20 protein-coding genes and 5 tRNA genes are annotated in these 24,791 nt (G+C 68.8%); all 25 read left to right on the top strand.

All coding sequences use genetic code 11. The features are described 5' to 3' along the window. Positions 1–55 precede the first annotated feature (55 nt). The 25 genes from hisE to B5F84_RS02355 all read left to right on the top strand — a co-directional run bounded on the left by hisE (position 56) and on the right by B5F84_RS02355 (position 24,771). Complete coding sequence (hisE, locus tag B5F84_RS02475; RefSeq protein WP_087320319.1) at positions 56–373, top strand: phosphoribosyl-ATP diphosphatase; 318 nt, start codon at positions 56–58, stop codon at positions 371–373. 3 nt (positions 374–376) lie between these two features. Next, entirely contained in the window at positions 377–2,266 is a 1,890-nt protein-coding gene (gene uvrC / locus B5F84_RS02470; RefSeq protein ID WP_087320318.1) for an excinuclease ABC subunit UvrC, read from the top strand. Positions 2,267–2,500: 234 nt separating this feature from the next. After that, positions 2,501–3,250, top strand: a complete 750-nt coding sequence (locus B5F84_RS02465; protein ID WP_087320317.1) for a DeoR/GlpR family DNA-binding transcription regulator — start codon at positions 2,501–2,503, stop codon at positions 3,248–3,250. Then, positions 3,247–4,149, top strand: a complete 903-nt coding sequence (pfkB, locus tag B5F84_RS02460; RefSeq protein ID WP_087320315.1) for a 1-phosphofructokinase — start codon at positions 3,247–3,249, stop codon at positions 4,147–4,149. The genes B5F84_RS02465 and pfkB overlap by 4 nt, the downstream gene beginning before the upstream one ends. A 138-nt stretch (positions 4,150–4,287) precedes the next feature. Then, positions 4,288–6,264: a fructose-specific PTS transporter subunit EIIC gene (locus tag B5F84_RS02455; RefSeq protein WP_087320313.1), complete on the top strand. Its 1,977-nt coding sequence runs from the start codon at positions 4,288–4,290 to the stop codon at positions 6,262–6,264. Positions 6,265–6,368: 104 nt separating this feature from the next. Then, entirely contained in the window at positions 6,369–7,427 is a 1,059-nt protein-coding gene (locus tag B5F84_RS02450) for a Gfo/Idh/MocA family oxidoreductase (RefSeq protein ID WP_087320310.1), read from the top strand. 321 nt (positions 7,428–7,748) lie between these two features. Continuing rightward, complete coding sequence (rapZ, locus tag B5F84_RS02445) at positions 7,749–8,675, top strand: RNase adapter RapZ (protein ID WP_087320308.1); 927 nt, start codon at positions 7,749–7,751, stop codon at positions 8,673–8,675. A 1-nt stretch (position 8,676) separates the two neighbouring features. Then, entirely contained in the window at positions 8,677–9,609 is a 933-nt protein-coding gene (gene whiA, locus B5F84_RS02440; protein ID WP_087320305.1) for a DNA-binding protein WhiA, read from the top strand. Positions 9,610–9,928: 319 nt separating this feature from the next. Continuing rightward, positions 9,929–10,954 (top strand): type I glyceraldehyde-3-phosphate dehydrogenase, encoded by a 1,026-nt coding sequence (gap, locus tag B5F84_RS02435; protein ID WP_075279897.1) that lies wholly within the window; start codon positions 9,929–9,931, stop codon positions 10,952–10,954. Between the two features lie 96 nt (positions 10,955–11,050). Next, positions 11,051–12,241: a phosphoglycerate kinase gene (locus B5F84_RS02430; RefSeq protein ID WP_087320303.1), complete on the top strand. Its 1,191-nt coding sequence runs from the start codon at positions 11,051–11,053 to the stop codon at positions 12,239–12,241. Further along, positions 12,234–13,001: a triose-phosphate isomerase gene (tpiA, locus tag B5F84_RS02425; protein ID WP_087320300.1), complete on the top strand. Its 768-nt coding sequence runs from the start codon at positions 12,234–12,236 to the stop codon at positions 12,999–13,001. The genes B5F84_RS02430 and tpiA overlap by 8 nt, the downstream gene beginning before the upstream one ends. Positions 13,002–13,103: 102 nt before the next feature. After that, positions 13,104–13,355 (top strand): preprotein translocase subunit SecG, encoded by a 252-nt coding sequence (secG, locus tag B5F84_RS02420; RefSeq protein ID WP_204205480.1) that lies wholly within the window; start codon positions 13,104–13,106, stop codon positions 13,353–13,355. A 209-nt stretch (positions 13,356–13,564) separates the two neighbouring features. Continuing rightward, a tRNA-Leu gene (locus B5F84_RS02415) sits at positions 13,565–13,655 on the top strand. 107 nt (positions 13,656–13,762) lie between these two features. Then, positions 13,763–16,000, top strand: a complete 2,238-nt coding sequence (locus B5F84_RS02410) for a SpoIIE family protein phosphatase (RefSeq protein ID WP_087320296.1) — start codon at positions 13,763–13,765, stop codon at positions 15,998–16,000. A gap of 93 nt (positions 16,001–16,093) precedes the next feature. Next, positions 16,094–16,858, top strand: a complete 765-nt coding sequence (locus tag B5F84_RS02405; protein ID WP_087320293.1) for an anti-sigma factor antagonist — start codon at positions 16,094–16,096, stop codon at positions 16,856–16,858. 123 nt (positions 16,859–16,981) lie between these two features. Beyond that, a tRNA-Gly gene (locus tag B5F84_RS02400) sits at positions 16,982–17,057 on the top strand. A 39-nt stretch (positions 17,058–17,096) separates the two neighbouring features. Then, a tRNA-Cys gene (locus tag B5F84_RS02395) sits at positions 17,097–17,170 on the top strand. 209 nt (positions 17,171–17,379) lie between these two features. Beyond that, positions 17,380–17,455, top strand: a tRNA-Gly gene (locus B5F84_RS02390). An 81-nt stretch (positions 17,456–17,536) separates the two neighbouring features. Then, a complete protein-coding gene (locus B5F84_RS02385; protein WP_087320291.1) occupies positions 17,537–18,487 on the top strand; it encodes a putative ABC transporter permease in 951 nt (316 codons plus the stop codon). Further along, positions 18,484–19,737: a cysteine desulfurase family protein gene (locus B5F84_RS02380; protein WP_087320289.1), complete on the top strand. Its 1,254-nt coding sequence runs from the start codon at positions 18,484–18,486 to the stop codon at positions 19,735–19,737. The genes B5F84_RS02385 and B5F84_RS02380 overlap by 4 nt, the downstream gene beginning before the upstream one ends. Beyond that, a complete protein-coding gene (gene mnmA, locus B5F84_RS02375; protein WP_087320486.1) occupies positions 19,737–20,816 on the top strand; it encodes a tRNA 2-thiouridine(34) synthase MnmA in 1,080 nt (359 codons plus the stop codon). Before B5F84_RS02380 ends, mnmA begins: the two co-directional genes overlap by 1 nt. Before the next feature lie 87 nt (positions 20,817–20,903). Beyond that, complete coding sequence (locus B5F84_RS02370; RefSeq protein WP_087320284.1) at positions 20,904–21,383, top strand: YbaK/EbsC family protein; 480 nt, start codon at positions 20,904–20,906, stop codon at positions 21,381–21,383. Positions 21,384–21,490: 107 nt separating this feature from the next. Further along, positions 21,491–22,984, top strand: a complete 1,494-nt coding sequence (locus tag B5F84_RS02365; RefSeq protein ID WP_239378189.1) for a lysylphosphatidylglycerol synthase transmembrane domain-containing protein — start codon at positions 21,491–21,493, stop codon at positions 22,982–22,984. A gap of 523 nt (positions 22,985–23,507) precedes the next feature. Then, positions 23,508–23,582: transfer RNA gene (locus B5F84_RS02360), tRNA-Val, on the top strand. A gap of 376 nt (positions 23,583–23,958) precedes the next feature. Beyond that, positions 23,959–24,771, top strand: a complete 813-nt coding sequence (locus tag B5F84_RS02355; protein WP_158094462.1) for an FRG domain-containing protein — start codon at positions 23,959–23,961, stop codon at positions 24,769–24,771. Positions 24,772–24,791 lie beyond the last annotated feature (20 nt).

Here is a 24,791-nt window from a genome sequence, read left to right as displayed (position 1 = left end):
GCCCCGTCCGGGGCTTGTGCTAGGGTGGGTCGTGACCCCGAGTGAAGGAGCAGGCATGGGCGAGCGCACGGAAGGCGTACGGGACGGCAGCATCGGCGAGACCCTCGAGGGGCTCGCCCGGGTCATCGCGGAGCGCCGGGGGGCCTCGCCGGACTCCTCCTACACCGCGCGCCTGCTCCAGGGCAAGGAGGACGCGCTTCTCAAGAAGCTCGCGGAGGAGGCCTCGGAGGTCATCATGGCCTGCAAGGACCGCGACCACGACCACATCCGCTACGAGGCCGCCGACCTCGTCTACCACCTCATGGTCACGCTCGAGCGCTACGGCGTGGGCCTTCCCGAGCTCGCCGGCGAGCTCGACGCCCGCCGGAGGTAGCCCATGGCCGAGCCCACCCTCGCCGAGCAGGTGGCCAAGGTCCCCACGAGCCCGGGGTGCTACCTCTGGAAGGACGCCGCCGGCGAGGTCATCTACGTGGGCAAGGCCAAGAACCTGCGCGCCCGCATGCGCCAGTACGTGACGCTCCAGGACGACCGCGAGAAGATCCCCCTCATGATGCAGGTCGTGAGGTCGTTCGACTACGTCGTGGTGGGCTCCGAGCACGAGGCGCTCGTGCTCGAGCGCAACCTCATCGCGCAGTACCACCCCTACTTCAACGTGGACTTCAAGGACGACAAGTCCTATCCCTACATCGCGATCACGGAGTCCGACGTCTTCCCGGCCATCAAGTACACGCGCGAGAAGCACCGCAAGGGCACGCGCTACTTTGGCCCCTACACCGACGCCCGCGCCGCGCGCGAGACCATCGACACCCTGCGCAAGGTGATCCCCATCTGCATGGCCACCTGCGCGGAGTGGAAGCGCGCGCGCCGCCTCCTGGAGAAGGAGCCCGACCAGGCCGCCGTGGCCAACCTCATGCTCGCCGAGCGGTGCCGCCCGTGCTTCGACTACCACGTGGGACGCGGCCCCGGCGTCTGCGCCGGCATGATCGACACCGTCGAGTACGCCCGGCACGTGCGCCAGGTCGAGAGCTTCCTGCGCGGCAACCGCTCGCAGGTGGTGGGCGAGCTCACCGAGCAGATGCGCGAGGCGGCGGCGGACCTCGACTTCGAGCGCGCGGGGCGCCTCAAGGCCCGCCTCGACGGCATCGACGCGCTCGACGACCGCCAGCAGGTGGTCTTCTCGTCCGGCGTGAACGCCGACCTCATCGGCTTCTACCGCGAGGAGACCATCAGCTGCGCCTGCGTCTTCGCCGTGCGCGAGGGCCGCACGGTGCGCTCCGTCGAGTTCGTGCTCGACAAGGGCCTCGACGTGGGGGAGGAGGAGCTCGTCTCCGGCTTCGTCAAGCGCTACTACGACGAGACCTCCGACGTCCCCTCCGAGGTCGACCTCCCCTGCGAGCTCGCGGACGCCGAGGTCATCGCCGGCTGGCTCGCCGAGCGGCGCGGGCGCTCGGTGCGCATTCACCGCCCGCAGCGCGGCGAGAAGCGCCACCTCCTCGACATGGCCGCCGCCAACGCCCGCCACGCCCTCATGCGCTACATGGTGCGCACGGGCTACGCGGACGACCGCACCAACCAGGCGCTCCTCCAGCTCGAGAGCGCCCTTGCCCTCGACGCTCCGCCGATGCGGATCGAGTGCTTCGACATCTCCACGCTCCACGGCAGCTTCACCGTGGCCTCGATGGTGGTCTTCACCAACGGCCGGCCGGACAAGTCCCAGTACCGGCGCTTCAAGATCAAGACGCCGCTCACCGAGGCCAACGACTTCGTCTCCATGTCCGAGGTCCTGGGTAGGCGCTACGCCCCGGAGCGCATGGCCGACGGCCGCTTTGGGGCGCGCCCCGACCTGCTCGTGGTCGACGGCGGCAAGCCGCAGCTCACGGCCGCCATGGCGCAGCTCTCGGAGCTCGGGCTCGACATCCCCGTCTGCGGCCTCGCCAAGTCCGACGAGGAGATCTTCGTCCCCTGGGACGAGACCCCGGTCGTGCTGCCCTCCGGCTCGCCCTCGCTCTACCTCATCAAGCAGGTGCGCGACGAGTCCCACCGCTTCGCCATCACCTTCCACCGGGAGCTCCGCGACAAGGCCATGACGCGCTCGGTCCTCGATGACGTGCCGGGCGTGGGGCCCAAGCGCAAGCGCGCCCTCATGCGCCGGTTCGGCTCGCTCAGGCGCCTGCGCGCCGCGAGCGTCGAGGAGATCGCGTCCACGCCGGGGGTCCCCGCCGAGGTGGCCCGCACGGTCTTCGAGGCCCTGCGCGCCCTCGAGTAGGGCGCCCGCCGCCGGTTCTTCTCGCGCGGCGTGCTCCGCTTGCGCAAATCTGACTAAAAATGAGTGAAATTGACCGTTTGAGGCATCAATTCCGCCGTTTGCCGGAACTATGCGCAAATTTGCTCATTTATGGATGAATTTGAGCAAAAATGACAATCACCGAGAAGAACAGGAGGGCCGCATGAAGGACGCCATTTCCCGGACCGCCCCCGCCGCCCGCGCAAGGGGGCTCGCATGATCGCCGAGGAGCGGCTCGGCCGCATCGCCGAGATCGTGGCCCGGCGCGGCGCGGCGAGCGTGTCCGAGCTCGCCGCCGCGCTCGACGCCTCCGAGTCCACCATCCGCCGGGACCTCGACAAGCTCGACCAGGCCCGTCGCCTCGTGAAGGTCCACGGCGGCGCCGCCGCGCTCGGGTCCGCGCACATCACGCGCGACGTCGCGCTGCCGGAGCGCCACGGGCTCAACGTGGAGGAGAAGCGCGCCATAGCCGCGCACGCCGTCTCGCTCATAGGGCCGGACGACTTCGTCTACCTGGACGCCGGCTCGACCGTGGAGGAGCTCGTCAACCTCATCGACGAGACGCGTGCCCTCTACGCCACCGACGCCGTCTCCCACGCCATGAAGCTCGCCTCCAAGGGCTGCCGCGTGGTGGTGCTCGGCGGCGAGCTCAAGAGCCTCACCGAGGCGCTCGTGGGCCCCGACGCCCTCGCCGCGATCTCCCGCTACCACTTCACCCTGGGCTTCTGGGGCACCAACGGCGCCACGCCCGAGGACGGCTTCACCACGCCCGACCGCAGCGAGGCCATGGTCAAGCAGGCCTCCATGGAGCGCTGCGCGCGCCGCTACGTGCTCGCCGACGCGAGCAAGCTCGGCGCCACGAGCCTCGTCACCTTTGCGGACTTCGGTGCCGCGACGCTCGTCACGAGCGACCGCGCGCCGTTGGAGTATCGGATGTACGAAAACGTCGTGGAGGTATCGCTATGATCTCGACCGTCACCTTCAACCCCTCGCTCGACTACATCGTCCGCGTGGACGACATGCGGCTCGGGGCCATCAACCGCACGACCTACGAGCAGATCCTTCCCGGTGGCAAGGGCGTGAACGTCTCCATCGTGCTCGGCAACCTCGGGCACGAGAGCCGCGCGCTCGGGTTCGTGGCCGGGTTCACGGGCGACGAGCTCTGCCGCCTCACCGCCGAGGCGGGCGTCACCACCGACTTCATCCGCGTCGCCGAGGGCATGACCCGCATCAACGCAAAGATCAAGAGCGCCGAGGAGACCGAGCTCAACGGCCAGGGCCCCAAGATCGGCGAGAAGGACGTGGAGGAGCTCTTCTCCCGCCTCGAGGACCTCGGGGAGGGCGACACCCTCGTCATCTCCGGCTCCGTGCCCCAGACGCTGCCCCACGACATGTACGAGCGCATCATGGCGCGCCTGGACGGCCGGGGCGTTCGAATCGTCGTGGACGCCGAGCGCGACCTGCTCACGCGCGTCCTGCCGTACCGCCCCTTCCTCGTGAAGCCCAACAACCACGAGCTCGGGGACATCTTCGGCGTCACGCTGCGCACCCGCGACGAGGTCGTGCCCTACGCCCGGAGGCTCCAGGAGATGGGCGCCACGAACGTCTTCGTCTCCATGGCGGGGGAGGGCGGCGTCTTCGTGGCCGAGACCGGGGAGGTCTTCCAGAGCCCGGCGGCGCGCGGCACCGTGGTCAACTCCGTGGGCGCCGGCGACTCCTCCGTGGCCGGCTTCCTTGCGGGCCTCATGGAGACCGGCAGCTACGAGGCCGCGTTCCGGATGGGCCTCGCCACGGGGTCGGCGAGCGCGTTCTCCGACCACCTGGCCACGCGTCCCGAGGTCGAGGCGCTTCTCGCCTCGGCGTAGCGCGCCGCGCCGGCCCGTCCCGGCGTCCTCCGGGACGTGCCGCGGCCGTTCCTTCTTGCCCGCCCGGCCCTGTCCGAGGTCGCGGGCGCACCGTCAGTCTGTCGCGGGCGGCCAGCCGCCCTGGGAGAAAGGGAAGACATGAGAATCACGGATCTGCTGAGGCCCGAGTCAATCAAGATCGGAGGTGCCCCGGCCACCAAGGACGAGGCGATCGACGAGCTCGTCGACCTCATGGCGAAGGGCGGCAACGTGGCTGACAAGGCGGCCTACGCCGCCGCGGTGCGCGAGCGCGAGGCGCAGTTCTCCACGGGCCTCGGCGACGGCATCGCCATCCCGCACGCCAAGACGGCGGCCGTCTCGGCGCCGGGCCTCGCGGCCATGAGCGCGCCCGGTGGCGTGGACTACGAGTCGCTCGACGGCGAGCCCGCCACGCTGCTCTTCCTCATCGCCGCGCCCGAGGGCGAGGCCAACACGCACCTCGAGGTGCTGAGCCGCCTCTCCACGCTCCTTCTGGACGCGGACTTCTGCTCCGCGCTGCGCGCCGCCAAGACCCCGGAGGAGTTCCGCGCGCTCGTGGACGCCGAGGAGGACAAGCACCGCGCGGCCGAGGAGGCCAAGGCGGCCGGCGCCGCCGCGCGCGACGCCGCGGGCTACGACGTCGTCGCCATCACGGCCTGCCCCACGGGCATCGCCCACACCTACATGGCGGCCGAGGCGCTCGAGAAGAAGGCCGCCGAGATGGGCGTGCGCATCAAGGTCGAGACCCAGGGCTCGGGAGGCGCCAAGAACGTGCTCAGCGCCGAGGACGTCGCGGGGGCACGGGGCGTCATCATCGCGGCCGACAAGAACGTCGACCTCGCGCGCTTTGACGGCAAGCCCCTCTACAGCTGCCCGGTCTCGCGCGGCATCAACGAGCCCGAGAAGCTCATCGGGACCATCATGGACGGCACGGCGAGCGTCTACCACCACGCGGGCGGCGCCTCCGAGGCCTCCTCGGCGAGCGCCGAGGGCGAGGGCATCGGCCGGAAGATCTACAAGGACCTCATGAACGGCGTCTCCCACATGCTTCCGTTCGTGATCGGCGGCGGCATCCTCACCGCCATCGCGTTCCTCGTGGACCAGCCGGGCCTCGGCACCGCGGCCTACGGCTCCTCGATTCCGGCGGCAGCGCTCTTCAAGACCATCGGCAGCGAGGCCTTCGGCTTCATGCTTCCCATCCTCGCCGGCTACATCGCCATGTCCATCGCCGACCGTCCCGGCCTTGCCCCCGGCTTCGTGGGCGGCATCCTCGCCAAGACGGGCTACGACCTGGCCTACCTGGGCACCCTTGACGCTTCGACGCTCGTCTCGGGCGGCTTCATCGCGGCGCTCTTCGCGGGCTTTGCCGCGGGCTACCTCACCCTGGGCATCGAGCGGCTCTGCGACCGCCTGCCGAGCTCGCTCGAGGGCATCAAGCCCACGCTCATCTACCCGGTGTTCGGCGTCCTTGCCATCGGCGTGGTGATGCTCGTCCTGAACCCGCTCTTCGCCCTCATCAACACCGGCCTCAACGGCTTCCTCAAGGGCCTCGGCACCAACAACATCGTCCTTCTCGGCCTTGTGCTCGGCGGCATGATGTCCGTTGACATGGGCGGCCCCTTCAACAAGGCGGCCTACGTCTTTGGCACCGCGGCCCTCGACCCGGCGAGCGGCCTTGGCACCACCGGCCAGATCATGATGGCCTCCGTCATGGTGGGCGGCATGGTGCCCCCGCTGGCGATCGCCCTGTCCACCACGCTCTTCAAGAACCGCTGGACCAAGTCCGACCGCAACGCCGGCATCGTGAACTACATCATGGGCCTCTCCTTCATCACCGAGGGCGCGATCCCGTTTGCCGCCGCCGACCCCGGCCACGTGCTGCCCTCCTGCATCATCGGCTCCGCCGTGGCGGGCGGCCTCTCGGCGCTCTTCGGCTGCACCAGCCCCGCCCCGCACGGCGGCGCCTGGGTGACGCCCGTCATCGGCAACGGCCTCATGTGGCTCGTCGCGGCGCTGGTCGGAGCCGTCGTGGCCTGCCTGATCCTCTCCCTCTGGAAGAAGCCGCTTCCTCCCGAGGAGTCCGGCCTCGCCAAGTAGGACGCCCGTCGGGCTCGCGGCCGGCGCCGGTGGCTGTGCTCCCGGCGCCGGCCGCGGCCCGACGGCCATCATGGACAAGAACCGACCCGTGAGAGGTGACTCCCATGCCCGATGCCGCAACCGCAGCCGCTGCCGCCTACGAGGCCGCCAAGGACCGCCCGTTCCCGGACGACGTCTTCGGCGCCCCGCAGCTCTCCTGGGCCGTCGTCGGCTGCGGCGTCGTCGCCAACCAGATGGCGGAGTCGCTCGCGCTGGCCGGCCGGCGCCTTTACGGGGTCGCCAACCGCACGCGCGAGAAGGCCGTCGCCTTCGCCGCGCGCCACGGCGTCGAGCGCGTCTACGACACGGTCGAGGAGCTCTACGCCGACCCCGAGGTGGACGCCATCTACATCACGACGCCGCACAACACGCACATCCGCTACCTGCGCGGCGCCCTGGCCGCGGGCAAGCACGTGCTCTGCGAGAAGTCCATCACGCTCAACTCCGCCGAGCTGGACGAGGCCCGCGCGCTCGCCGAGAGGAGCGGCGCGGTCCTCATGGACGCCACGACGATCCTGCACATGCCGCTCTACCGGGAGCTGCTGCGCCGCGCCCGCTCCGGCGAGTTTGGCCGCATGAACCTGGCGCAGGTGAGCTTTGGCTCGTACAAGGAGTACGGCGACCTCACCAACCGCTTCTACAACATCGACCTCGCCGGGGGCGCGATGCTCGACATCGGCGTCTACGCGCTCAGCATCATGCGCCTGTTCATGGAGGGGCAGCCCACCGAGGTCGTCTCGCTCGGCAACCTCGCCGCGACGGGCGTCGACGAGGCGGGCGGCATCGTCTGCCGCAACCCGGAGGGGCAGCTCGGCGTGGTCTCGCTCACACTCCACTCCAAGCAGCCCAAGCGCGCCGTGCTCTCCTTCGACCGCTGCTACGTCGAGGTCGCGGAGTACCCGCGCGCGGACGAGGCGACCATCGTCTGGACCGAGGACGGCCGCCGGGAGAGCGTGTCGTGCGGCGAGGAGGCGTACGCGCTCTGCTACGAGGTGGCCGACCTCGAGGCGGCGGTGGCGGGGGATGCCGAGAAGCGCGCTCTTCTCGACTACGCCGCCGACGTCATGGAGCTCATGGACCGCCTGCGCGCCGACTGGGGCGTCGTCTACCCCGAGGAGCGCTAGGCCGCGGGCTGCCACGTATCGCAGGGTTTTGGGGAAACGGCGCCCGCACGCTCGCGCGGGCGCCGTTTCCGTGGCTCCCCCTCATGTTTTGGGCAACACCTTTCATGTTGCCGCCATGATTGACAAGGTTTTGTTTCCCCACTGCCAGAATCGTCAAGGTTTTGCACGGATTGAGCGCGCTCTGCATCAAAGTCGTCGCCCAGAACAAAGGGGTGCGGTGGGAGGCCGGGGCCGTCGCCTTGGCAAAGGACGTGCCCGCCGCCGAGAGGAGCACGGCGCAGGTGCGCAGGCTATACTGGACCTCAGTCGAGAGGAGGTCCCATGTCAGGAGACGGCCAGCAGATGCGCGCCGCAGAGGGCGCCGCCCGCGTGCCCGACGTCGTGGTTATCACGGGCATGTCGGGCTCGGGCCGCACGCAGGCGCTCCACGTCTTCGAGGACATGGGCTACTTCTGCATCGACAACCTCCCGCCGCGCCTGCTGCTGCAGCTCGCGGAGCTCGTGGGCATCAACTCGGGCGTGGGACGCCACCTGGCCGTCACCTGCGACCTGCGCAGCCAGGGGCTCTTCGACGAGTTCAGCGACTCGGTGACGCAGCTGCGCGAGCACGAGCTCACGGTTCGCGTGGTCTTTCTGGACACCTCCGACGAGGTGCTCATCCGCCGCTACGACGAGAACCGCCGCCGCCACCCGCTCGCGGCCCCCGGCGAGTCCCTCACGAGCGCCATCGCCCGCGAGCGCGCCCAGCTCTCGAGCGTGCGCGACGCCGCGGACCTCGTGATCGACACGAGCCGCCTGCGCACGAGCGCGCTGCGCCGCCGCCTCACCCGCGCCTTCTCCGAGCTCACCGACCAGCAGCTCATGGAGGTCTCGGTCTTCTCCTTCGGCTTCAAGCACGGCATGCCCGTGGAGGCCGACCTCATGATCGACGTGCGCTTCCTGCCCAACCCCTTCTACGACCCCGAGATGCGCGCCCTCACGGGCAACGACCGGCTCGTGGCCGACTTCGTGCTCGGCAACCCCATCACCGAGCAGTTCCTTGAGGCGTGGTACCGCCTGCTCGACGTGACGATGCCCGGCTACGTGGCCGAGGGCAAGACGAGCCTCTCGATCGCCGTGGGCTGCACGGGCGGCCAGCACCGGAGCGTGGCCATAGCCAACGCCACGGCGGCCTACCTCGAGAAGGGCGGCTACCACGTGTGCCTCTCCCACCGCGACCTCGCCCTCGCCAACGTGAGGACGAGCTAGCATGTCGTTTACCGCGCAGGTCAAAGACGAGCTCTCCCGCGTGGAGGGCGGCACGCCCGCCGCGGAGCTCGCCCAGCTCTCCGCCCTTGTGCGCGTGTGCGGCACGCTGTCGTTTCGCGGCGCGGGGCGCTACTCGATCCGCATAGCCACCGAGACCGGCGCCGTCGCGCGCACGATCATCAAGCTCACGCACAAGCTCTTCGACCTGGAGACGCCGCTCACGGTGCGCCGCTCGGTCCTGCACAAGACGAGGAACTACCTCATCGAGATGCCGGAGCAGGAGGAGCTCGCGCGCGACCTCGTGACGCTCGGGATCTTGGTCCCCGGCCACGGCCTTGCCACCACGGTCCCCACGCACCTCCTGAGGGACGCCCGGGCCCGCGCGGCCTTCGTGCGCGGCGCCTTCATGGCCGGCGGCTTCATCGCGGACCCGCGCGGGGACTTTCACCTGGAGATCGCGGTGACGGGGGAGGACTTCGCCCACGGCCTCGCGCAGATCGTGGACTCCTTCGGCGTCACGAGCCGCCTCAACCGCCGCCGCGGCGCCTTCGCCATCTACCTCAAGAGCTACGACGACGTGATCGCGCTCCTGCGCGCGATGGGCGCGCTCAGGATGGCGCGCGTCGTCGAGGTGGCCCGGGCCAAGAAGTCCGTCAAGAACGACGTCAACCGCCGCGTCAACGCCGAGATGGCAAACCAGGCCCGCCAGACCGGGGCCGCGGCCGCCCAGCTCGAGCTCATCGCCCGTGCCGAGAGGAACCCCGGCCTGTCGGCGCTCCCCCCGGCGCTGCGCGCCTTCTGCCGCGCGCGCCGGGCGCATCCGGAGCTCTCGCTCGCCGCCCTCGGCGACGAGCTCGATCCCCCGGCGTCGAAGTCCGCGATGTACCATCGCGTGCTGCGCCTCCAGCAGGTCGTCGAGGAGGCCGAGGCGTGACCCATTTGGGGACGGGTTATTTCGGCCAGAGATTTTGGGACAGGCCTGGCGACTCAGCGGCCAGGCCTGTCCCAAAATCTCTGGCCGAAATAACCCGTCCCCAAATGACTCGGGCGCCCCGGAGGGGGAGGGGGAGCGCCCCGAGCGACTCTCCGCCGAGAAAACCTGAGCGCCCACCGCTCAAATTTCTCCGCTGTTTCAGATTACGTGGTTCAGCGCCGCGCGGCTGGGGTACACTATCGGTTGGCAAGGGCGCGAGCCCTCGTGTTGCTTTGGTCCGCCGGGGAGAAGCCCCGTCGGCCCCGTGAAAGGAGAAAGCATGGCAGTAAAGGTTGCTATCAACGGCTTTGGTCGCATCGGCCGTCTGGCGTTCCGTCAGATGTTCGGTCACGAGGGCTCCGAGATCGTCGCCATCAACGACCTCACCTCCCCGGACATGCTCGCGTACCTCCTGAAGTACGACACCACGCAGGGCAACTACGCCCGCGACCACAAGGTCGAGGCCGGCGAGGACTCCATCACCGTCGACGGCAAGAAGATCACCATCTACAAGGAGGCCGACGCCTCCAAGCTCCCCTGGGGCGAGCTCGGCGTTGACGTCGTCCTCGAGTGCACCGGCTTCTACACCTCCAAGGCCAAGGCCCAGGCTCACATCGACGCCGGCGCCAAGAAGGTCGTCATCTCCGCTCCCGCGGGCAACGACCTCCCCACGATCGTCTACAACGTCAACCACGAGCAGCTGACCGCCGATGACAACATCATCTCCGCGGCCTCCTGCACCACCAACTGCCTCGCCCCCATGGCCAAGGGTCTGAACGACTTCGCGCCGATCGTCTCCGGCATCATGACCACCATCCACGCCTACACCGGCGACCAGATGCCGCTCGACGGCCCGCAGCGCAAGGGCAACAAGCGTCGCTCCCGCGCCTGCGCGCAGAACATCGTCCCCAACTCCACGGGTGCCGCCAAGGCCATCGGCCTGGTCCTCCCGGAGCTCAACGGCAAGCTCATCGGTGCCGCCCAGCGCGTCCCGACGCCGACCGGCTCCATCACCAACCTCTACTGCGTGGTTGACAAGGTCGTCACCAAGGATGAGGTCAACGCCGCGATGAAGGCCTACGCCGAGACCATCCCCGAGACCTTCGCCTACAACGAGGACGACATCGTCTCCTCCGACATCATCGGCGAGACCCACGGCTCGATCTTCGACGCCACCCAGACCATGGTCCAGGACCTCGGCAACGGCCAGAGCCTCGTTCAGGTCACCTCTTGGTACGACAACGAGAACTCCTACACCTCCCAGATGGTCCGCACCATCAAGTACTTCGAGAAGTTCGTCGCGTAGTTCTCGCTTCGCATCAGCTTCAAGAGGGGTGCGGTCGCAGCTCACAGGGCCGCGGCCGCGCCCCTTTTCGTAAGGTTCCAATCGCAAGGAGTGAACATGGCTTTCACCAAGAAGACCGTTCGCGACATCGACGTCGACGGCAAGCGCGTCCTCATGCGCGTTGACTTCAACGTGCCCCTGAAGGACGGCGTGGTGACCGACGACACGCGCGTCCGTGCCGCCATCCCGACGATTCAGTACCTCAAGGAGCACAACGCCAAGGTCATCCTCATGAGCCACCTTGGCCGCCCCAAGGGCGACGGCCCCGAGCCCGCGCTCTCGCTCAAGCCGGCCGCCGACAAGCTCGCCGAGCTCACCGGCTATGACGTCAAGTTCGTCGACGACACCTACGGCGAGAAGGCCGCCGCGGCCGTGGCCGCCCTCGAGCCGGGCGACATCCTCGTCCTCGAGAACGTCCGCTTTGACAAGCGCGAGAAGAAGAACGACCCCGAGATCGCCAAGACCCTCGCCTCCTACGGCGACGTCTTCGTGCTCGACGCCTTCGGCACCGCGCACCGCGCCCAGGGCTCGGTCGTCGGCCCCGCCGCGTACCTGCCCGCCGTCGCCGGCTTCCTGCTCGAGAAGGAGGTCGACACGCTGACCTCCATCTTCGCCGAGCCCGAGCGTCCCTTCGTCGCCATCGTGGGCGGCTCCAAGGTGTCCTCCAAGATCGGCGTCCTTGACCACCTCATCGACTCCGCCGACACCCTCATCATCGGCGGCGGCATGGCCTACACCTTCTTCCTCGCCCAGGGCATGAGCGTGGGCAACTCCCTCAAGGAGGAGGACTGGGTCGAGCGCGCGGGCGAGATGCTCAAGAAGGCCGAGGAGAAGGGCGTCAAGATCCTGCTCCCCGTGGACAACCGCGTCGCCGACCACTTCGGCGAGGACGCCGTGCCGGAGGTCGTGACCTCCGACGCCATCCCCGACGACCGTGAGGGCATGGACATCGGCCCCGAGACCGAGAAGCTCTACGCCGAGGCCATCCAGGGCGCCAAGACCGTCTTCTGGAACGGCCCGATGGGCGTCTTCGAGTTCGACAACTTCGCCCACGGCACCGAGGCCGTCGCCCGCGCCATCGCGGACTCCGACTGCACCTCGATCATCGGCGGCGGCGACTCCGTCGCGGCCATCAACAAGTTCGGCCTGGCCGACAAGATGAGCTGGATCTCCACCGGCGGTGGCGCTTCCATGGAGCTCGTCGAGGGCAAGGCCCTGCCTGGAGTGGAGGCGCTTCTCGATGCGTAAGAGGATGATCTCTGGCAACTGGAAGATGAACAAGACCTGGAGCGACGGCGTCGTCCTCGCCCAGGGCCTTGCCGACGAGCTGGCCGGCGGCACCGGCGACGTGGACGTCGTCGTCTGCCCGCCCACCGTCGACCTCAAGGGCGTCTCCGAGGTCATCGAGCAGGCCTCCGCGCCGTTCGCGCTCGGCGCGCAGAACGTCTACTGGGAGGAGTCCGGCGCCTACACCGGCGAGACCGCTCCCGACATGCTCGAGGCCGTGGGCGCCACCCACTGCATCATCGGCCACTCCGAGCGCCGCGACTACTTCGGCGAGACGGACGAGGACGTGAACAAGAAGGCGAAGGCCCTCATGGCTCACGGCATCGTCCCCATCTCCTGCTGCGGCGAGTCCCTCGAGGTCCGCGAGGCCGGCAAGCACGTCGAGTTCGTCGTCGACCAGATCAAGAAGGACACCGAGGGCCTCGAGATTACCGACCCCTCCAAGTACGTGATCGCCTACGAGCCCATCTGGGCCATCGGCACCGGCAAGACCGCCACGGCCGATGACGCCCAGGAGGTCTGCGGCGCCATCCGCGCCACGCTCGTCGAGATCTTCGGCGAGGAGACCGCCCAGGGCATCCGCGTGCTCTACGGCGGCTCCGCCAAGCCGGAGAACATCGCCGGCTTCCTGGAGAAGGAGGACGTCGACGGCGCGCTCGTCGGCGGCGCCTCCCTCAAGGCCGACAGCTTTGCGGCCATGGTCAAGAGCGCCATGGCGTAGGCCTTCGCAGGAGCGTCTGTTTATTCTGGGGCCCGGATACGTCCGGGCCCCTTTGTGTTACCATGGTTCGTCGTTATGCATCTGTTCCCAAAGGAGACGCTCGTGACCCCGCTCAACATCATCCTGACCGTCCTGCTGTTCCTCTCCGGTGCCCTCACCGTCATCCTGGTTCTCATGCACTCCGGCAAGGGGACCGGTGTCTCCGACATGATCGCCTCCTCGCTCTACAACTCCGGGGCGGGCTCGGGCGTGCTCGAGAAGAACCTCAACCGCCTCACGGTGATCACCTCCGTGGTCTTCATCGCGTGCGTTCTCGTCATGGCGCTCACGTTCCCGACGGGCGTGCTCGGCTAGGCGGCCGCCGGACAGCACACGTGCTAGGGGAGGTGCCCGAGGGCGCCTCCTTTTTTCATGCCGCGCCCGTCGTCTGAGGGCAAACTCGCAGGTAGTCGCATGCGCGGGGAGGAATTTTGCGAGACGTGCAAAAAAATCCAAAAAAGGGGGTTGCACACGGGCGGGCTCTCGTGCATACTATCCCATGCGCGAACGCAGCGCAGTGACAAGTCGGAGTGGCGGAATTGGCAGACGCGCTAGCTTGAGGTGCTAGTGACTGACTAAAAGGTCGTGCGGGTTCAAGTCCCGCCTCCGACACCACGAAGGTGTACGGGCCCCGCAAGGGGCCCGTTTTCGTATACGTGCCGTCGGCGCGGCCGGGCCCCGCACCTCCCGGCGTGAAGCGGCACCCGAGCGGGGGATGAGCCATGACGGCGGGCAAGCTCAGCACGAGACGGGTGGAGGGCCTCGGCGAGGGGAGCCTCGTCGGGACCCTTGCGAAGCTCCTCCAGCTCACCGGGGAGGCCGTGCTCGTCTTTGACGGCACCGGCCGCGTGCTTCTCGCCAACGACGAGGCGGGCGCGCTCTTCGGCGGTGCCACGCCGCTCGTGGGCGCGGACGTCCGCCGCGTCTTCCCGGCCGAGGACGGCTCCGAGCCCACGGGGTCCTTCTCGCCCGGCGACCTGCCGTTCCCCCTTGACGGCTCCCTTGCGCTCGCCCCCTGCGTGGGGGCCGACGGCCGGCTCGGCCGCGCCCGCGTGCGCTGCGGCGCCGTTGTCGGGACGGCCGGCACGCACGTCCTCGTGGCCCTGCCCGTGGATGACACGGAGCGCGTGGAGCGCGAGCACGACCGCGCCCTCGACGACCTGCGCCGCGCCAACCACCGCCTGTCGGGCACGCTCAAGATCGTGCTCGACACCATCGACATCAGCGACCTCTCCGAGCTCTTCGGGCGCGTGCTCGAGGAGATCACCGACGCCATGGAGGCGGACGGCACGATCGTCTACCTCGCCGGCTCCGACGGCTTTCACCTGCGGGGGCTCTCGAGCGGCCTTGCGGGGGAGCGCGTCGCCCGCTTCATGGCCTTCGACCGCGCCGTGGAGCGGCTCGCCGTGCACGAGGGCTGCGCGGTGCGCCTTAGGGTGTGCGCGCCGCTCGTGGAGCAGCTGCGGCGCGGCAGGCTCGCCACCCGCGAGGTGGTGAACGAGGAGACCCACGAGATCTTGACCCTCAAGAGCGACATCCTTCCGCCCTTCACGAGCTTCATGGCCGTGCCCGTGTGGTTTGGCGGGCACGTCATCGCCATCATCGAGGTTGGCTGGCGCCGGATGCACCCGCTTCCGGCCGACGACGCGCGCCTGCTCGACTCCGTCGCGCACTATCTGGCGGTGCAGCTCGAGGGCGCCTTCGCGGCGCTGCGCTCCCAGCGGGCCGAGCGGCTCGCCGCCCTCTCGACCGAGCTCCGCGAGGAGCTGCTCGACGCCTCCTCGGCCGAGACGGGCGAGGAGAGCCTTCTCGGGCGCGTGTGGGACGTCCTCTCCGCCGCGGCGGAGGAGCTCGAGGCCGTGCCCGTCCGCGTCCGCGTGAACCCCCACCAGGGCGTCTCGGTGGCCGAGCTTCCGCTCACGGGCACCCGCGCGCTCCCGGGGGCCACGGCCGACCTCGTGCGCGCCTACGAGCGCGACGGCATCTGCGTGGCGCCGATCCTGCCCGGCTCCGACCTCGGGGCCTTCCTGCGCGAGCTCGGGGAGCCGTGCGAGGGCGCCCTCGTGGACCTGGGGGAGCTCGCGAGGGAGCGCTGCGGCGCGCTGCTCCTGCGCCCCTATGGGGCCGAGCCCCTCGATGACCTCGAGCTCGAGTTCCTCTGGGGCCTCCTCGAGGACGTGCGCGACATCGCCCGCGGTGAGGAGGCGCGCGAGCGGGACAAGCGGATCTCCCAGGCGCTCCAGACCGGCATGAGAAACGAGCTCCAGCAGGTCGACGGCATCACGGCCGAGGCCGTCTACTCCTCCGCCACCAAGGCGGCCTCCGTGGGCGGGGACTTCTACGACCTCATCCGGCTGCCGGGACGGCGCGCCTGCGTCATCATGGGCGACGTCTCGGGCAAGGGCGTGGAGGCGGCCTCGGTCTCCGCGGCCGTGAAGACCGCGCTCGGGGCGTACGCCTGGGAGGGGCTCGCCCCGGCGCGGATGGTGCGGTCCCTGAACGAGTTTCTGCTCGGGTTCTCGCGGCTCGAGACCTTCGCGACGCTCTTCGTGGGCATCGTCGACCTTTCGGCGGGCAAGATCAGGTATTGCTCGGCCGGGCACCCGCCCGCGATCATGGTGCGCGACGGCGCCGACGAGATCTCGGCGCTCGACGTCCAGTCCGGCGTCGTGGGGGCCTTCCACGACATCGCCTACCGTGACGGGACGGTGCGGATCGCGCCGGGCGACGTCCTTCTCCTCTACACCGACGGCACGACCGAGGCGCGCGACCCCGAGGGGGCGTTCTTCGGCGAGGAGGGCCTGCGCGAGATGGTGATGCGCGAGTCCGCCGCGGACCGGCCCTTCGAGGGCTTCGTGGGGCGCCTGCTCGAGGGGCTCGAGGCCTTTACGGGACGCAACCTCGAGGACGACGTCGCGATGCTCGCCCTGCGCTTCGACGAGGTGGGCCGCGCGCGGTAGCGCGCCTGTGGCGCCTTCTCGGCCGCGCCCGGCCCGTCCCGCGCCGCTCGCGGCGCGCGGTTAGCGGCGTCGCGCATGGGGAATAAACACAGCATGAACGCTCCTGTGGACATAGCGCTCGTCAACCTCGAGGGGGACCTCGACGTCACCACGGTGCCCGTCGTGCGCCGCCGCATCGACCGCCTCATCGCGGGCGGTGCGCGGCGCATCTTCATGAACATGGCCGCGGCGCGCTACGTGGACTCGGCGGGGATGGGCCTCATTCTCACGGAGCTGCGCCACATGAGGGCCTCGGGCGGGCTGCTCTCGCTCTACAACGTCTCGCCGCAGCTCTACCGCGCGCTCTCCCTCATGCGCATGGTCGACTACATGCCGGTCGCGCGCGCGGGGTCGCGCCGCGAGGTGTCCGCGCTCGACCCGGCCGTGCTGCCCCGCTGGCGCACGACCTTCCGCGTGGGCCCCGCCGAGCTCGCGTCCGCGCGCGAGCGCGTCTGCGAGCTCGTGTCCCGCCTGCCCTTCTCGCCCGACGGGGTCTTCGACCTCACGCTCGCCTGCGGGGAGGCGCTGGGCAACGCCATCGACCACACCTGCGGCTGTGGCGTGCTCGCCACGGTCACGGCCTATCCCGACCGCGTGACCGTGGAGGTGACCGACTGCGGGGAGGGCTTCGAGCTCGCGGAGGGCGAGGAGCCCCCCGAGACGGGCCCCGGGGCCGAGCGGGGGCGCGGCATCCGGCTCATGAGGCTTCTCGCCGACTCGGTGAGCATCGCGCCCAAGCGGGCGGGGGAGGGGACCGTGGTGCGCCTCGTCAAGCTCTTCGACGCCGCGGCGGCGCCCGCCGTGGCCCGAGGCGCCTGAGCGGCCCCTGCCGCGTCGCCCCGTCGTCGTGCCTTCTGAGCGGCCACTTCACAATTCCTCCACGCGCCCGCGCATTGGGCCTTGCGCAAGCGGGGCCCGGTCCGTATAGTATTCCCTGCGCTTGCGGGCTTAGCGCAGTTGGTAGCGCGCCACCTTGCCAAGGTGGAGGTCGCGGGTTCGAACCCCGTAGCCCGCTCCATGTGAACACAAGGCCGGTCTCGATCGGCCTTTTTCATACGGCGAAGTGGCCAAGTGGTAAGGCACGGGCCTGCAAAGCCCTGACCCCCGGTTCGAATCCGGGCTTCGCCTCCAGAAACCTTCGGCACCCTGCGGGGTGCCTTTCATATGCTGTGGGGCTCTCGCCGGCACGGCCCCCGCCAGGCCCTCCCGGCGGGGCGGCCCCTCCTGCCCGCGCGCCGGGCCCGCGCCGTCGCGGGGCCGCGACGGCGTGCCCCGTCACCTTTGTCAAAAAAAGACGCTTGCAATCCGCTGACGCTTTCCGTAATATGTCTCCTTGCGTCGCGGGCTTAGCGCAGTTGGTAGCGCGCCACCTTGCCAAGGTGGAGGTCGCGGGTTCGAACCCCGTAGCCCGCTCCATGTGTATGAGGGGCCGGTCACCTGACCGGCCCTTTTGCTATTCTAAGAGGGCTGTTCAGCCGTCTTACGGGAGTGCCCTGCATGCTCTTCACTGTCATATTCCTCATCTTCCTGTTCCTCGTGGCCCGGGGCTTCGTGAGGACGGTCGTCTTCTTCTGGGACTGGCTCTCCGGTGGCGACCGCCTGCCCGCCGACCACGTGGAGCGCGCCGAGGCGGCCCTCGAGGAGTCGGAGGACGTGCTCGAGCGCGAGCTCGCCCGGGCGCAGGGCGCGCGCGGCCTGGGGAGGCTCTTCGCGCGCTGGCGCGCCTCGAACGAGGCCGTCGACGAGTACCTCGACCATCTCTCCCTGGGCTGGTACCAGGTCGTCTTCCTCTTCTTCCTGGGGTCGATGGCGGGCCTGCTCATCGAGGAGGTGTGGATGCTCCTCACCGCGGGCCTCACGGAGAGCCGCGTGGGGCTCGTCTGGGGGCCCTTCTCGCCCCTCTACGGCGTGGGCGCGGTGCTCCTCACGGTCCTCTGCTTTCACCTGCGCCGCCACGGCGCGCGGGGCTGGCAGGTGTTTCTCGTCTCCGCCCTGGTGGGCGGCGTGCTCGAGCAGCTGACCGGCTGGGTCATGGGGACGTTCTTCAACGCGGAGTCCTGGACCTACGCCTACCTCCCCGACGCCATCACCCCGTGGGTCGCGTGGCGCTTCCTGGCCATGTGGGGCCTGCTCGGGCTCGTGTGGTGCCGGGCGATCATGCCGCGCCTGCTCTACCAGATCGGCATGCCCACGGCGCGCAGGCAGGTCGTCTTTGTCACGCTCGTGGCCCTCTACCTCGTCGCCGACATCGTCATGACGATCGTCTGCTTTGACCGCAAGGTGGAGCGCGACCTCGGCGTGCCCCCGGCGAACGCCTTCGAGCAGTGGGTGGACACCAACTACTCCGACGAGTTCATCTCGAAGCGCTTCCAGAACCTCAAGATCGGCGACGAGCGGGACAAGCTGGACGAGAACGGCCGGCCGCTCGAGTGGGAGGAGGGGAGATGACGTCCTTCTCGCCCGGCGGCCCGGGGCCGCGCGCCGCCGCGCCCGAGCGCGGCGCCTACCTCGACTACGCCGCGGCCACGCCCCTCGCGCCCGAGGTCCTCGAGGCCATGCTCCCCTTCCTCACGGAGCGGTTCTGGAACCCGAGCGCGCCCTACGCCCTTGCCCGCGACGTCCGCGACGAGGTCGAGCGGGCGCGCGGCACCGTCGCGCGGCTCATCGGCGCGCGGCCGGGCAACGTGGTCTTCACGGCGGGCGCCACCGAGGCCAACAACCTCGCCTTCGCCGCCGTCGGCGGCCACGTGGTCGTCGACGCGGTCGAGCACGAGAGCGTGCTCGCCTGCGCGGGCCAGCACGCGCGCCGCACCGTGCGCGTGGGCACGGACGGCATCGTGGACCCCGCGGCCGTGGCGCGCGCCATCCGGCCCGACACCGAGCTCGTCTCCGTGGAGCTCGCGAACGGCGAGATCGGCTGCGTGCAGCCCGTGCGGGAGATCGCGCGGGTGGTGGCGGCCGAGCGGGCGCGCCGCCTCGAGGCGCGGGAGCGCACCCCGCTCTACCTCCACTCCGACGCCTCGCAGGCGGCCGGTGCGCTCTCGGTCAACGTGAGCTCGCTCGGCGTCGACCTGCTCACGCTCTCGGCCGCCAAGCTCTACGGGCCCAAGCAGGTGGGCGTGCTGTGGGCCTCCGACGACGTCCGCCTTCGGCCGCTCGTCCTTGGCGGCGGCCAGGAGGGCGGCGTGCGCTCGGGGACCGAGAACGTTTCGGGCGTGGTGGGCATGGCCCGTGCGCTCGAGCTCGCGTGCGAGCGCCGCGGCGAGGAGTCCCGTCGCCTCGAGCGCCTGCGCGAGCGCCTGCGCGCGCAGCTCGTCGGGCGCCTGCCCTGGGTGGTCGTGTCGGGGCCGCGCAACCCGCGCCGGCGCCTCCCGGGGCTGCTGCACGTCTCCTTTGCGGGGCTCGAGGCGCGCCGCCTCGTCATCGCGCTCGAGCGCGCGGGGGTCTCGGTGGGGACGGGCTCGGCCTGCGCGGCGAGCCGCATGCGCGTCTCGCACGTGCTCGAGGCCATTGGGATGCCGCGGCCGCTCGCCGAGGGGAGCCTGCGGCTCACCTTGGGCCGCCCGACCACGGAGGCCGAGGTCGACTATGCCGCGGAGGCCATCGAGCGCGCGGTCCGCGCGGAGATGGCGCGCCTCGCGCTTGACGACGAGGGGATGGCCTCTCGCACGGCCGAGCTCCTGGCGGGGTGGCGCTGATGGCGCCCGCGTCCCTTGCGCCCGCGCGCGGCGCCCGCGTCTTCTGCGGCCTCTCCGGCGGCGTGGACTCGGCCCTCGCGGCGGCGCTGCTCGTCGAGGCCGGCTATGACGTCACGGCCGTCTACATGCGCAACTGGTCGCGCGACCTGCCGGGCTTCAGGTGCCCCTGGGCCGACGACCTCGCCGACGCCGAGCGCGTCGCCGTCACCCTGGGGATCGACCTTCAGGTCTGGGACTGCGAGGAGGAGTACCGCGCGACCGTCGTGGACTACCTCGTGGACGCCTACGCGCGCGGCTACACGCCCAACCCGGACGTGATGTGCAACCAGACGATCAAGTTCGGGACGTTTCTGGACCGGGCGCTCGCGGAGGGCGCGGACTTCGTGGCGACGGGCCACTACGGGCGCGTCGAGCGGGGCGAGGACGGGCGGCCTCGGCTGCTCCGCGCCCGCGACGAGCACAAGGACCAGACGTACTTCCTCTGGCGCGTGGGCGAGGAGGCGCTCTCCCGCGCGCTCCTGCCGGTGGGGGAGGTCCGCGACAAGGCCACGGTGCGCCGCATGTGCGCCGAGCGCGGCCTGGGGGTGGAGAGCAAGCCGGACTCCGACGGCATCTGCTTCGTGGGCCCGGTGGGCATCCGGACGTTTCTGCTCGACGCGCTCGAGCGGCGCGCGGGAGACGTGGTGGAGTGGGAGACCGGGCGCGTGCTCGGGCGCCACGACGGGGCGTTCCTCTTCACCGTGGGCCAGCGGCGCGGTCTTGACCTGGGCGGCGGCCCGGCCCGCTACGTGGTCTCCACGGACGTCGAGAAGAACGTGGTGTACGTGACGGCCGACCGGATGAGCCCCGCGCTCTTCTGCCGCGAGGTGGAGCTCGACGACGTGCGCTGGATCTCCGGCGAGGCGCCGGCGGCGGGGCGCTACCTCGTTCGGACGCGCCACACGGGGGAGCTTCGCAAGGCGGAGCTCGACGGGGAGACGTTGCGCTTTGAAGAACCGGTGCGCCGCGTGGCGCCCGGTCAGTCCGCCGTGGTCTACGATGGGCCTCGCTGCCTCGGCGGCGGCATCGTTGCGAAGTGAGGCGGGGGACGGGCCCGCTTGTCTCGCCGGGGCGCATGAGGCAAGCGGGCCCGTCACCTTGTTGTTATCCCAATCTGAGGAGGGCGTATGTCAATAGAGAGGGCCCGCGCGCACCTGGCGCGCTTTGGCGCCGAGGGCCGCGTCCGGGAGTTCGACGCCTCGAGCGCCACCGTCGAGCTCGCGGCGGCGGCGGTGGGCACCGACCCCGCGCGCATCGCCAAGACGCTCAGCTTCATGGTGGGGGATACGCCCACGCTCGTGGTCCTCGCCGGCGACGCGCGGATCGACAACCAGGCCTTCAGGGCGACGTTTCACGCAAAGCCCCGGATGCTCGCGCCCGCCCAGGCCGAGGAGCTCGTGGGCCACGCCGTGGGCGGGGTCTGCCCCTTTGGCGTGGAGGCGGGGGTCGAGGTCTTTCTCGACGAGTCGCTTCGCCGCTTCGAGACGGTGTGGCCCGCGGCGGGGAGCTCCAACTCGGCCATCGAGCTCACCTGCGAGGAGCTCGAGCGCTTCTCGGGCGCGCACGGCTGGGTGGACGTGGCCAAGGGCTGGCGCGAGCAGGCCTAGGCCCGCGCCTGTTCGTTCTCCGCTCGCCGCCCGCTGCGTGCCGCGGCGCGCGCGGCCGCGTTACACTAGGGTGACGCGAATCCCCGTCAGACGTCTGGAGCGTGTGCGTGGCAGAAGAGAAGAAGAGCCCCCAGAGGCCGGATGAGGCCAAGGCGGACGCCAAGACGTCGGCCGCGAAGGCGTCGGCCGCCAAGACTTCGGCTGCCAAGGCGTCGGCCAAGAAGAAGGTGCCCCTCAAGGTCTCGGCCCTGAGGTCCGTGCCCGCGGAGGATCGCGCCGCCGACAAGAAGTCCATGGGACAGGTGAGAAAGACCGTCATCTTCCTGGGCTTCGTTGCCGTGGCCTATGCCCTTTACCTCGTGTTCACCGGACAGGTCGACGAGTTCGTGTCGTCGCTTGCGGGCGTCGACATGGCCTGGATCGTGGCGGGGATCGTCTGCTTCCTCTTCTACTACGTCTTCGGCGTCCTTGCCTACGTGCTCTCGATCATCGCGGACCCGGACAACCCCGTGGGCATCCGCGACCTCATGAGCGTCGAGGCCTCGGGCGTCTTCTTCATGCGCCTCACGCCCAACAGCGCCGGCGCCCCTCCCGCCCAGATCTACCGCCTCACGCGCGCGGGGCTCTCCGTGGGCGAGGCGAGCGCCCTCAACTTCACGCGCACCGTGCTCTACGAGGCGGGCGAGGGCGTCTTTGCCGCCATCATGCTCGTCTTCTGCGGGAGCTATTTCTACGAGACCTTCGGCGACGTCACCCTGATCGGCCTCTTCCTCTTTGGCTTCAAGGTGGTCCAGGTGGGTGCCATGCTGGTGCTGTGCCTGTGCCCGCGACCGGTCGTCGCCATCGGCAACTGGGCGCTGCGCTTTGCCAACCGTCGCGGCTGGCTCAAGGACGAGAAGTACGAGCACTACTACGAGGTCGTGAACACGCAGGTGGTCAAGTTCTCGACTGCCTTCAAGCGCTCGGCGGCCAACGTGCGCGAGATGCTCCTCACGATGCTCGTGACGCTTCTGCAGCTGGGGTGCATGTACGCGCTGCCGTGGTTCGTGCTCCGCTCCTTCGGGGAGCCCGCCGACTTCCTCGTGTGCCTGGCCTCCGGCTCCATGCTCGAGCTCCTCATCAACGCCGTGCCGCTCCCCGGCGGCACGGGCGGCGCCGAGGTGGGCTTTGCCTACCTCTTCGGCGGGATGTACGGGGTCCACCTCTCCGCCGGCTTCGTCATCTGGCGCGCCGTTGAGTACCTGCTGCCGGTTCTTATCGCCGCGCCCTGCATGGGCATGCGCTCGGCGAGCGGGGAGTCCATCAACCGGCGCTGGCGCCGGGCGTTTCGTCGGGTGCGCGAGTTCGTGGCGGGAGGCCCCGGCAAGCGCCACGGCTCCGCGCGCGCGGGCGGCGTCACGGTGCGCCCGGGCTCCAAGAAGGGGTCGGCCGCGCCCGCCAAGAAGACGGCCGGTCCAGGGACGGGGAAGGCGTCCCTCGCGGCCGCCTCGGGCAAGGGCGGCGCCGGGAAGGGGTCGGACGTCGAGGCGCGAATCGCCGCGGGCAAGGCCGCGGCCGCGGCCGCGGCCAAGAAGAAGCCCGCCGCTCCAAAGGGGGAGTAGCCCCGCGAGGGCGGGGAGGGTCGCGCGGCCACGGCGGCCGAGGGTGCTGACGGTGCGGACACAGGTGCCTGCGGGTGCGCGCCGGCTCCCGAGTCGCTGACAAGAATTCCGCCGAGTGCGCGCCGGGCGGTGCGCAGCGGACAAAACCTGTGTCCGCGCGGATAGAAAAATCCGCCGAGTGCGCTTCAGGGATGCCCGGAGCGCGCGCACTCGGCGGAGATCTTGGCAGGCCACGGAAGGCCGGCCGTGCGCGGGCGGCCGGAGCGGTACGGCGGAATAGCATGCAAATTTGGCCAGCACGGCCCCGTTTTTTCAGGTTCGGAGCCTGATTTGTATACTATTCCGGCTGGAGCGCAATCGGGGTCGCACCCGACGCCGTGACGCGCGCTCCTACCCACGTTGGGCCTGCGGCCCCAAGTCCCCGAGCGTTTTTCAAAAAAGTCAAAATTGGGGCTTGCACGGCGGAGCGGATTCTTGCTAAGATACTCCTCGCGCTGCGGTCCCCAACGCAGCGGAACATCAAGGGCGTTTAGCTCAGGGGGAGAGCGCTTCCCTGACACGGAAGAGGTCACAAGTTCAAATCTTGTAACGCCCACCAAACTTTCGCAGCTCAGAGCATGTTCGCTCTGAGCTGTTTTCGTATCTGTCCAAATGGTGTCCAAACAGCTGTCCAAATTCGGCGGGATTTACCGGACGATGTGGAAAATCAAGTTATGCATGGACTTGAGTTACATGGCTTCGGGGAGACGTTTTATCTACACCAATATTCCATGGTTGTTCATGGCATACGCGAGAAATAGCCTTTTCTCGTAGGATCCAGCAGGATAATATCTTGGCTGTTACTCAAGCCGCCATCAAGAATGGAGCCCCATTAATTGGAAGCACGCGATCAGGAATCTTGCAGAATTAGTAGCGTTAGTGACTACCTGGCTATCGTAGACAACGCGTCAAATCGGGACTTCCTGATCAATGGGGTGAACGGAGTCACTTTTTATAGAGGCCAATCGGATAGCAAGTGGGAATTGTCTCCAAGTTTGTTTCGTGAGGGGCTTCTCGATAGCGAGAACGTATTGCTTACCTCAATTAGGCGGTACCGTCCGGATGATTTTACGGGTAGCAGATTGCAGCAACTGGCTTTGCTCCAGCATTATGGGATGCCTACAAGGTTGCTTGACGTGACGACCAATCCGTTAGTGGGGTTGTATTTTGCATGCGGAGGACCTAAAGATGCGGATGGCCAAGTATTTGTTTTTCCCAAAATGCCCACGTCATGGGGATCTGACCCCTTCATAAGTATGGTTGTCGACTTTTGCTTTGATTTCTGCGCTGTAAAGTGTGACCTGGATGCTGCATTGGATCAGGTAAAAGCAAGGTACCCGGTTACTCCGCATCACATAATGCCTGATACGGTGAAGCGACTTTTGGTACATCTAACAATTCCGTACCAGTTTGTCTTGCCAGAATGGACCAACCCTCGAATAGGCGCTCAACGCGGGGCGTTTATTGTCTGCGGAATGGATTTGCTGCGCGTTGAGCCGGCGATAAGTCACGTTGACCCTAACAAGCAGTACTACTTTTTTGGTCCCACCAGTGATCTGTATGGGAACTTAGAGAAGCAGGGTGCGTTCTCCCTGATAGTTCCCCATCAATGCAAAGAAGATATTCTGCGTCAGCTCGAAGCGATTGGAATCGACGAATCATCATTGTTTCCCGATTTGCCGCATGCAATTGCCCATACAGTAAGAGAAGTGAAAGCCCGCAAACTCGGACCGCACTGCTTTTCCTAAGCTGTCTTCAGTTTCTGGTC

It is taken from the genome of Olsenella sp. An290, assembly GCF_002159535.1.
Taxonomy (GTDB): domain Bacteria; phylum Actinomycetota; class Coriobacteriia; order Coriobacteriales; family Atopobiaceae; genus Thermophilibacter.
Note: the sequence above shows the minus strand (reverse complement) of the source record. Positions and strands in the feature narration are given on the sequence as shown.

Bases quoted from the DNA above. Each gene is read 5' to 3' on its own strand.
- uvrC (WP_087320318.1), top strand. From the start codon at position 377: ATGGCCGAGCCCACCCTCGCCGAGCAGGTGGCCAAGGTCCCCACGAGC.
- B5F84_RS02410 (WP_087320296.1), top strand. From the start codon at position 13,763: ATGACGGCGGGCAAGCTCAGCACGAGACGGGTGGAGGGCCTCGGCGAG.
- B5F84_RS02385 (WP_087320291.1), top strand. From the start codon at position 17,537: ATGCTCTTCACTGTCATATTCCTCATCTTCCTGTTCCTCGTGGCCCGG.
- whiA (WP_087320305.1), top strand. From the start codon at position 8,677: ATGTCGTTTACCGCGCAGGTCAAAGACGAGCTCTCCCGCGTGGAGGGC.
- B5F84_RS02370 (WP_087320284.1), top strand. From the start codon at position 20,904: ATGTCAATAGAGAGGGCCCGCGCGCACCTGGCGCGCTTTGGCGCCGAG.
- mnmA (WP_087320486.1), top strand. From the start codon at position 19,737: ATGGCGCCCGCGTCCCTTGCGCCCGCGCGCGGCGCCCGCGTCTTCTGC.
- rapZ (WP_087320308.1), top strand. From the start codon at position 7,749: ATGTCAGGAGACGGCCAGCAGATGCGCGCCGCAGAGGGCGCCGCCCGC.
- B5F84_RS02405 (WP_087320293.1), top strand. From the start codon at position 16,094: ATGAACGCTCCTGTGGACATAGCGCTCGTCAACCTCGAGGGGGACCTC.
- B5F84_RS02455 (WP_087320313.1), top strand. From the start codon at position 4,288: ATGAGAATCACGGATCTGCTGAGGCCCGAGTCAATCAAGATCGGAGGT.
- B5F84_RS02450 (WP_087320310.1), top strand. From the start codon at position 6,369: ATGCCCGATGCCGCAACCGCAGCCGCTGCCGCCTACGAGGCCGCCAAG.
- hisE (WP_087320319.1), top strand. From the start codon at position 56: ATGGGCGAGCGCACGGAAGGCGTACGGGACGGCAGCATCGGCGAGACC.
- B5F84_RS02465 (WP_087320317.1), top strand. From the start codon at position 2,501: ATGATCGCCGAGGAGCGGCTCGGCCGCATCGCCGAGATCGTGGCCCGG.
- gap (WP_075279897.1), top strand. From the start codon at position 9,929: ATGGCAGTAAAGGTTGCTATCAACGGCTTTGGTCGCATCGGCCGTCTG.
- pfkB (WP_087320315.1), top strand. From the start codon at position 3,247: ATGATCTCGACCGTCACCTTCAACCCCTCGCTCGACTACATCGTCCGC.
- B5F84_RS02430 (WP_087320303.1), top strand. From the start codon at position 11,051: ATGGCTTTCACCAAGAAGACCGTTCGCGACATCGACGTCGACGGCAAG.
- B5F84_RS02380 (WP_087320289.1), top strand. From the start codon at position 18,484: ATGACGTCCTTCTCGCCCGGCGGCCCGGGGCCGCGCGCCGCCGCGCCC.
- tpiA (WP_087320300.1), top strand. From the start codon at position 12,234: ATGCGTAAGAGGATGATCTCTGGCAACTGGAAGATGAACAAGACCTGG.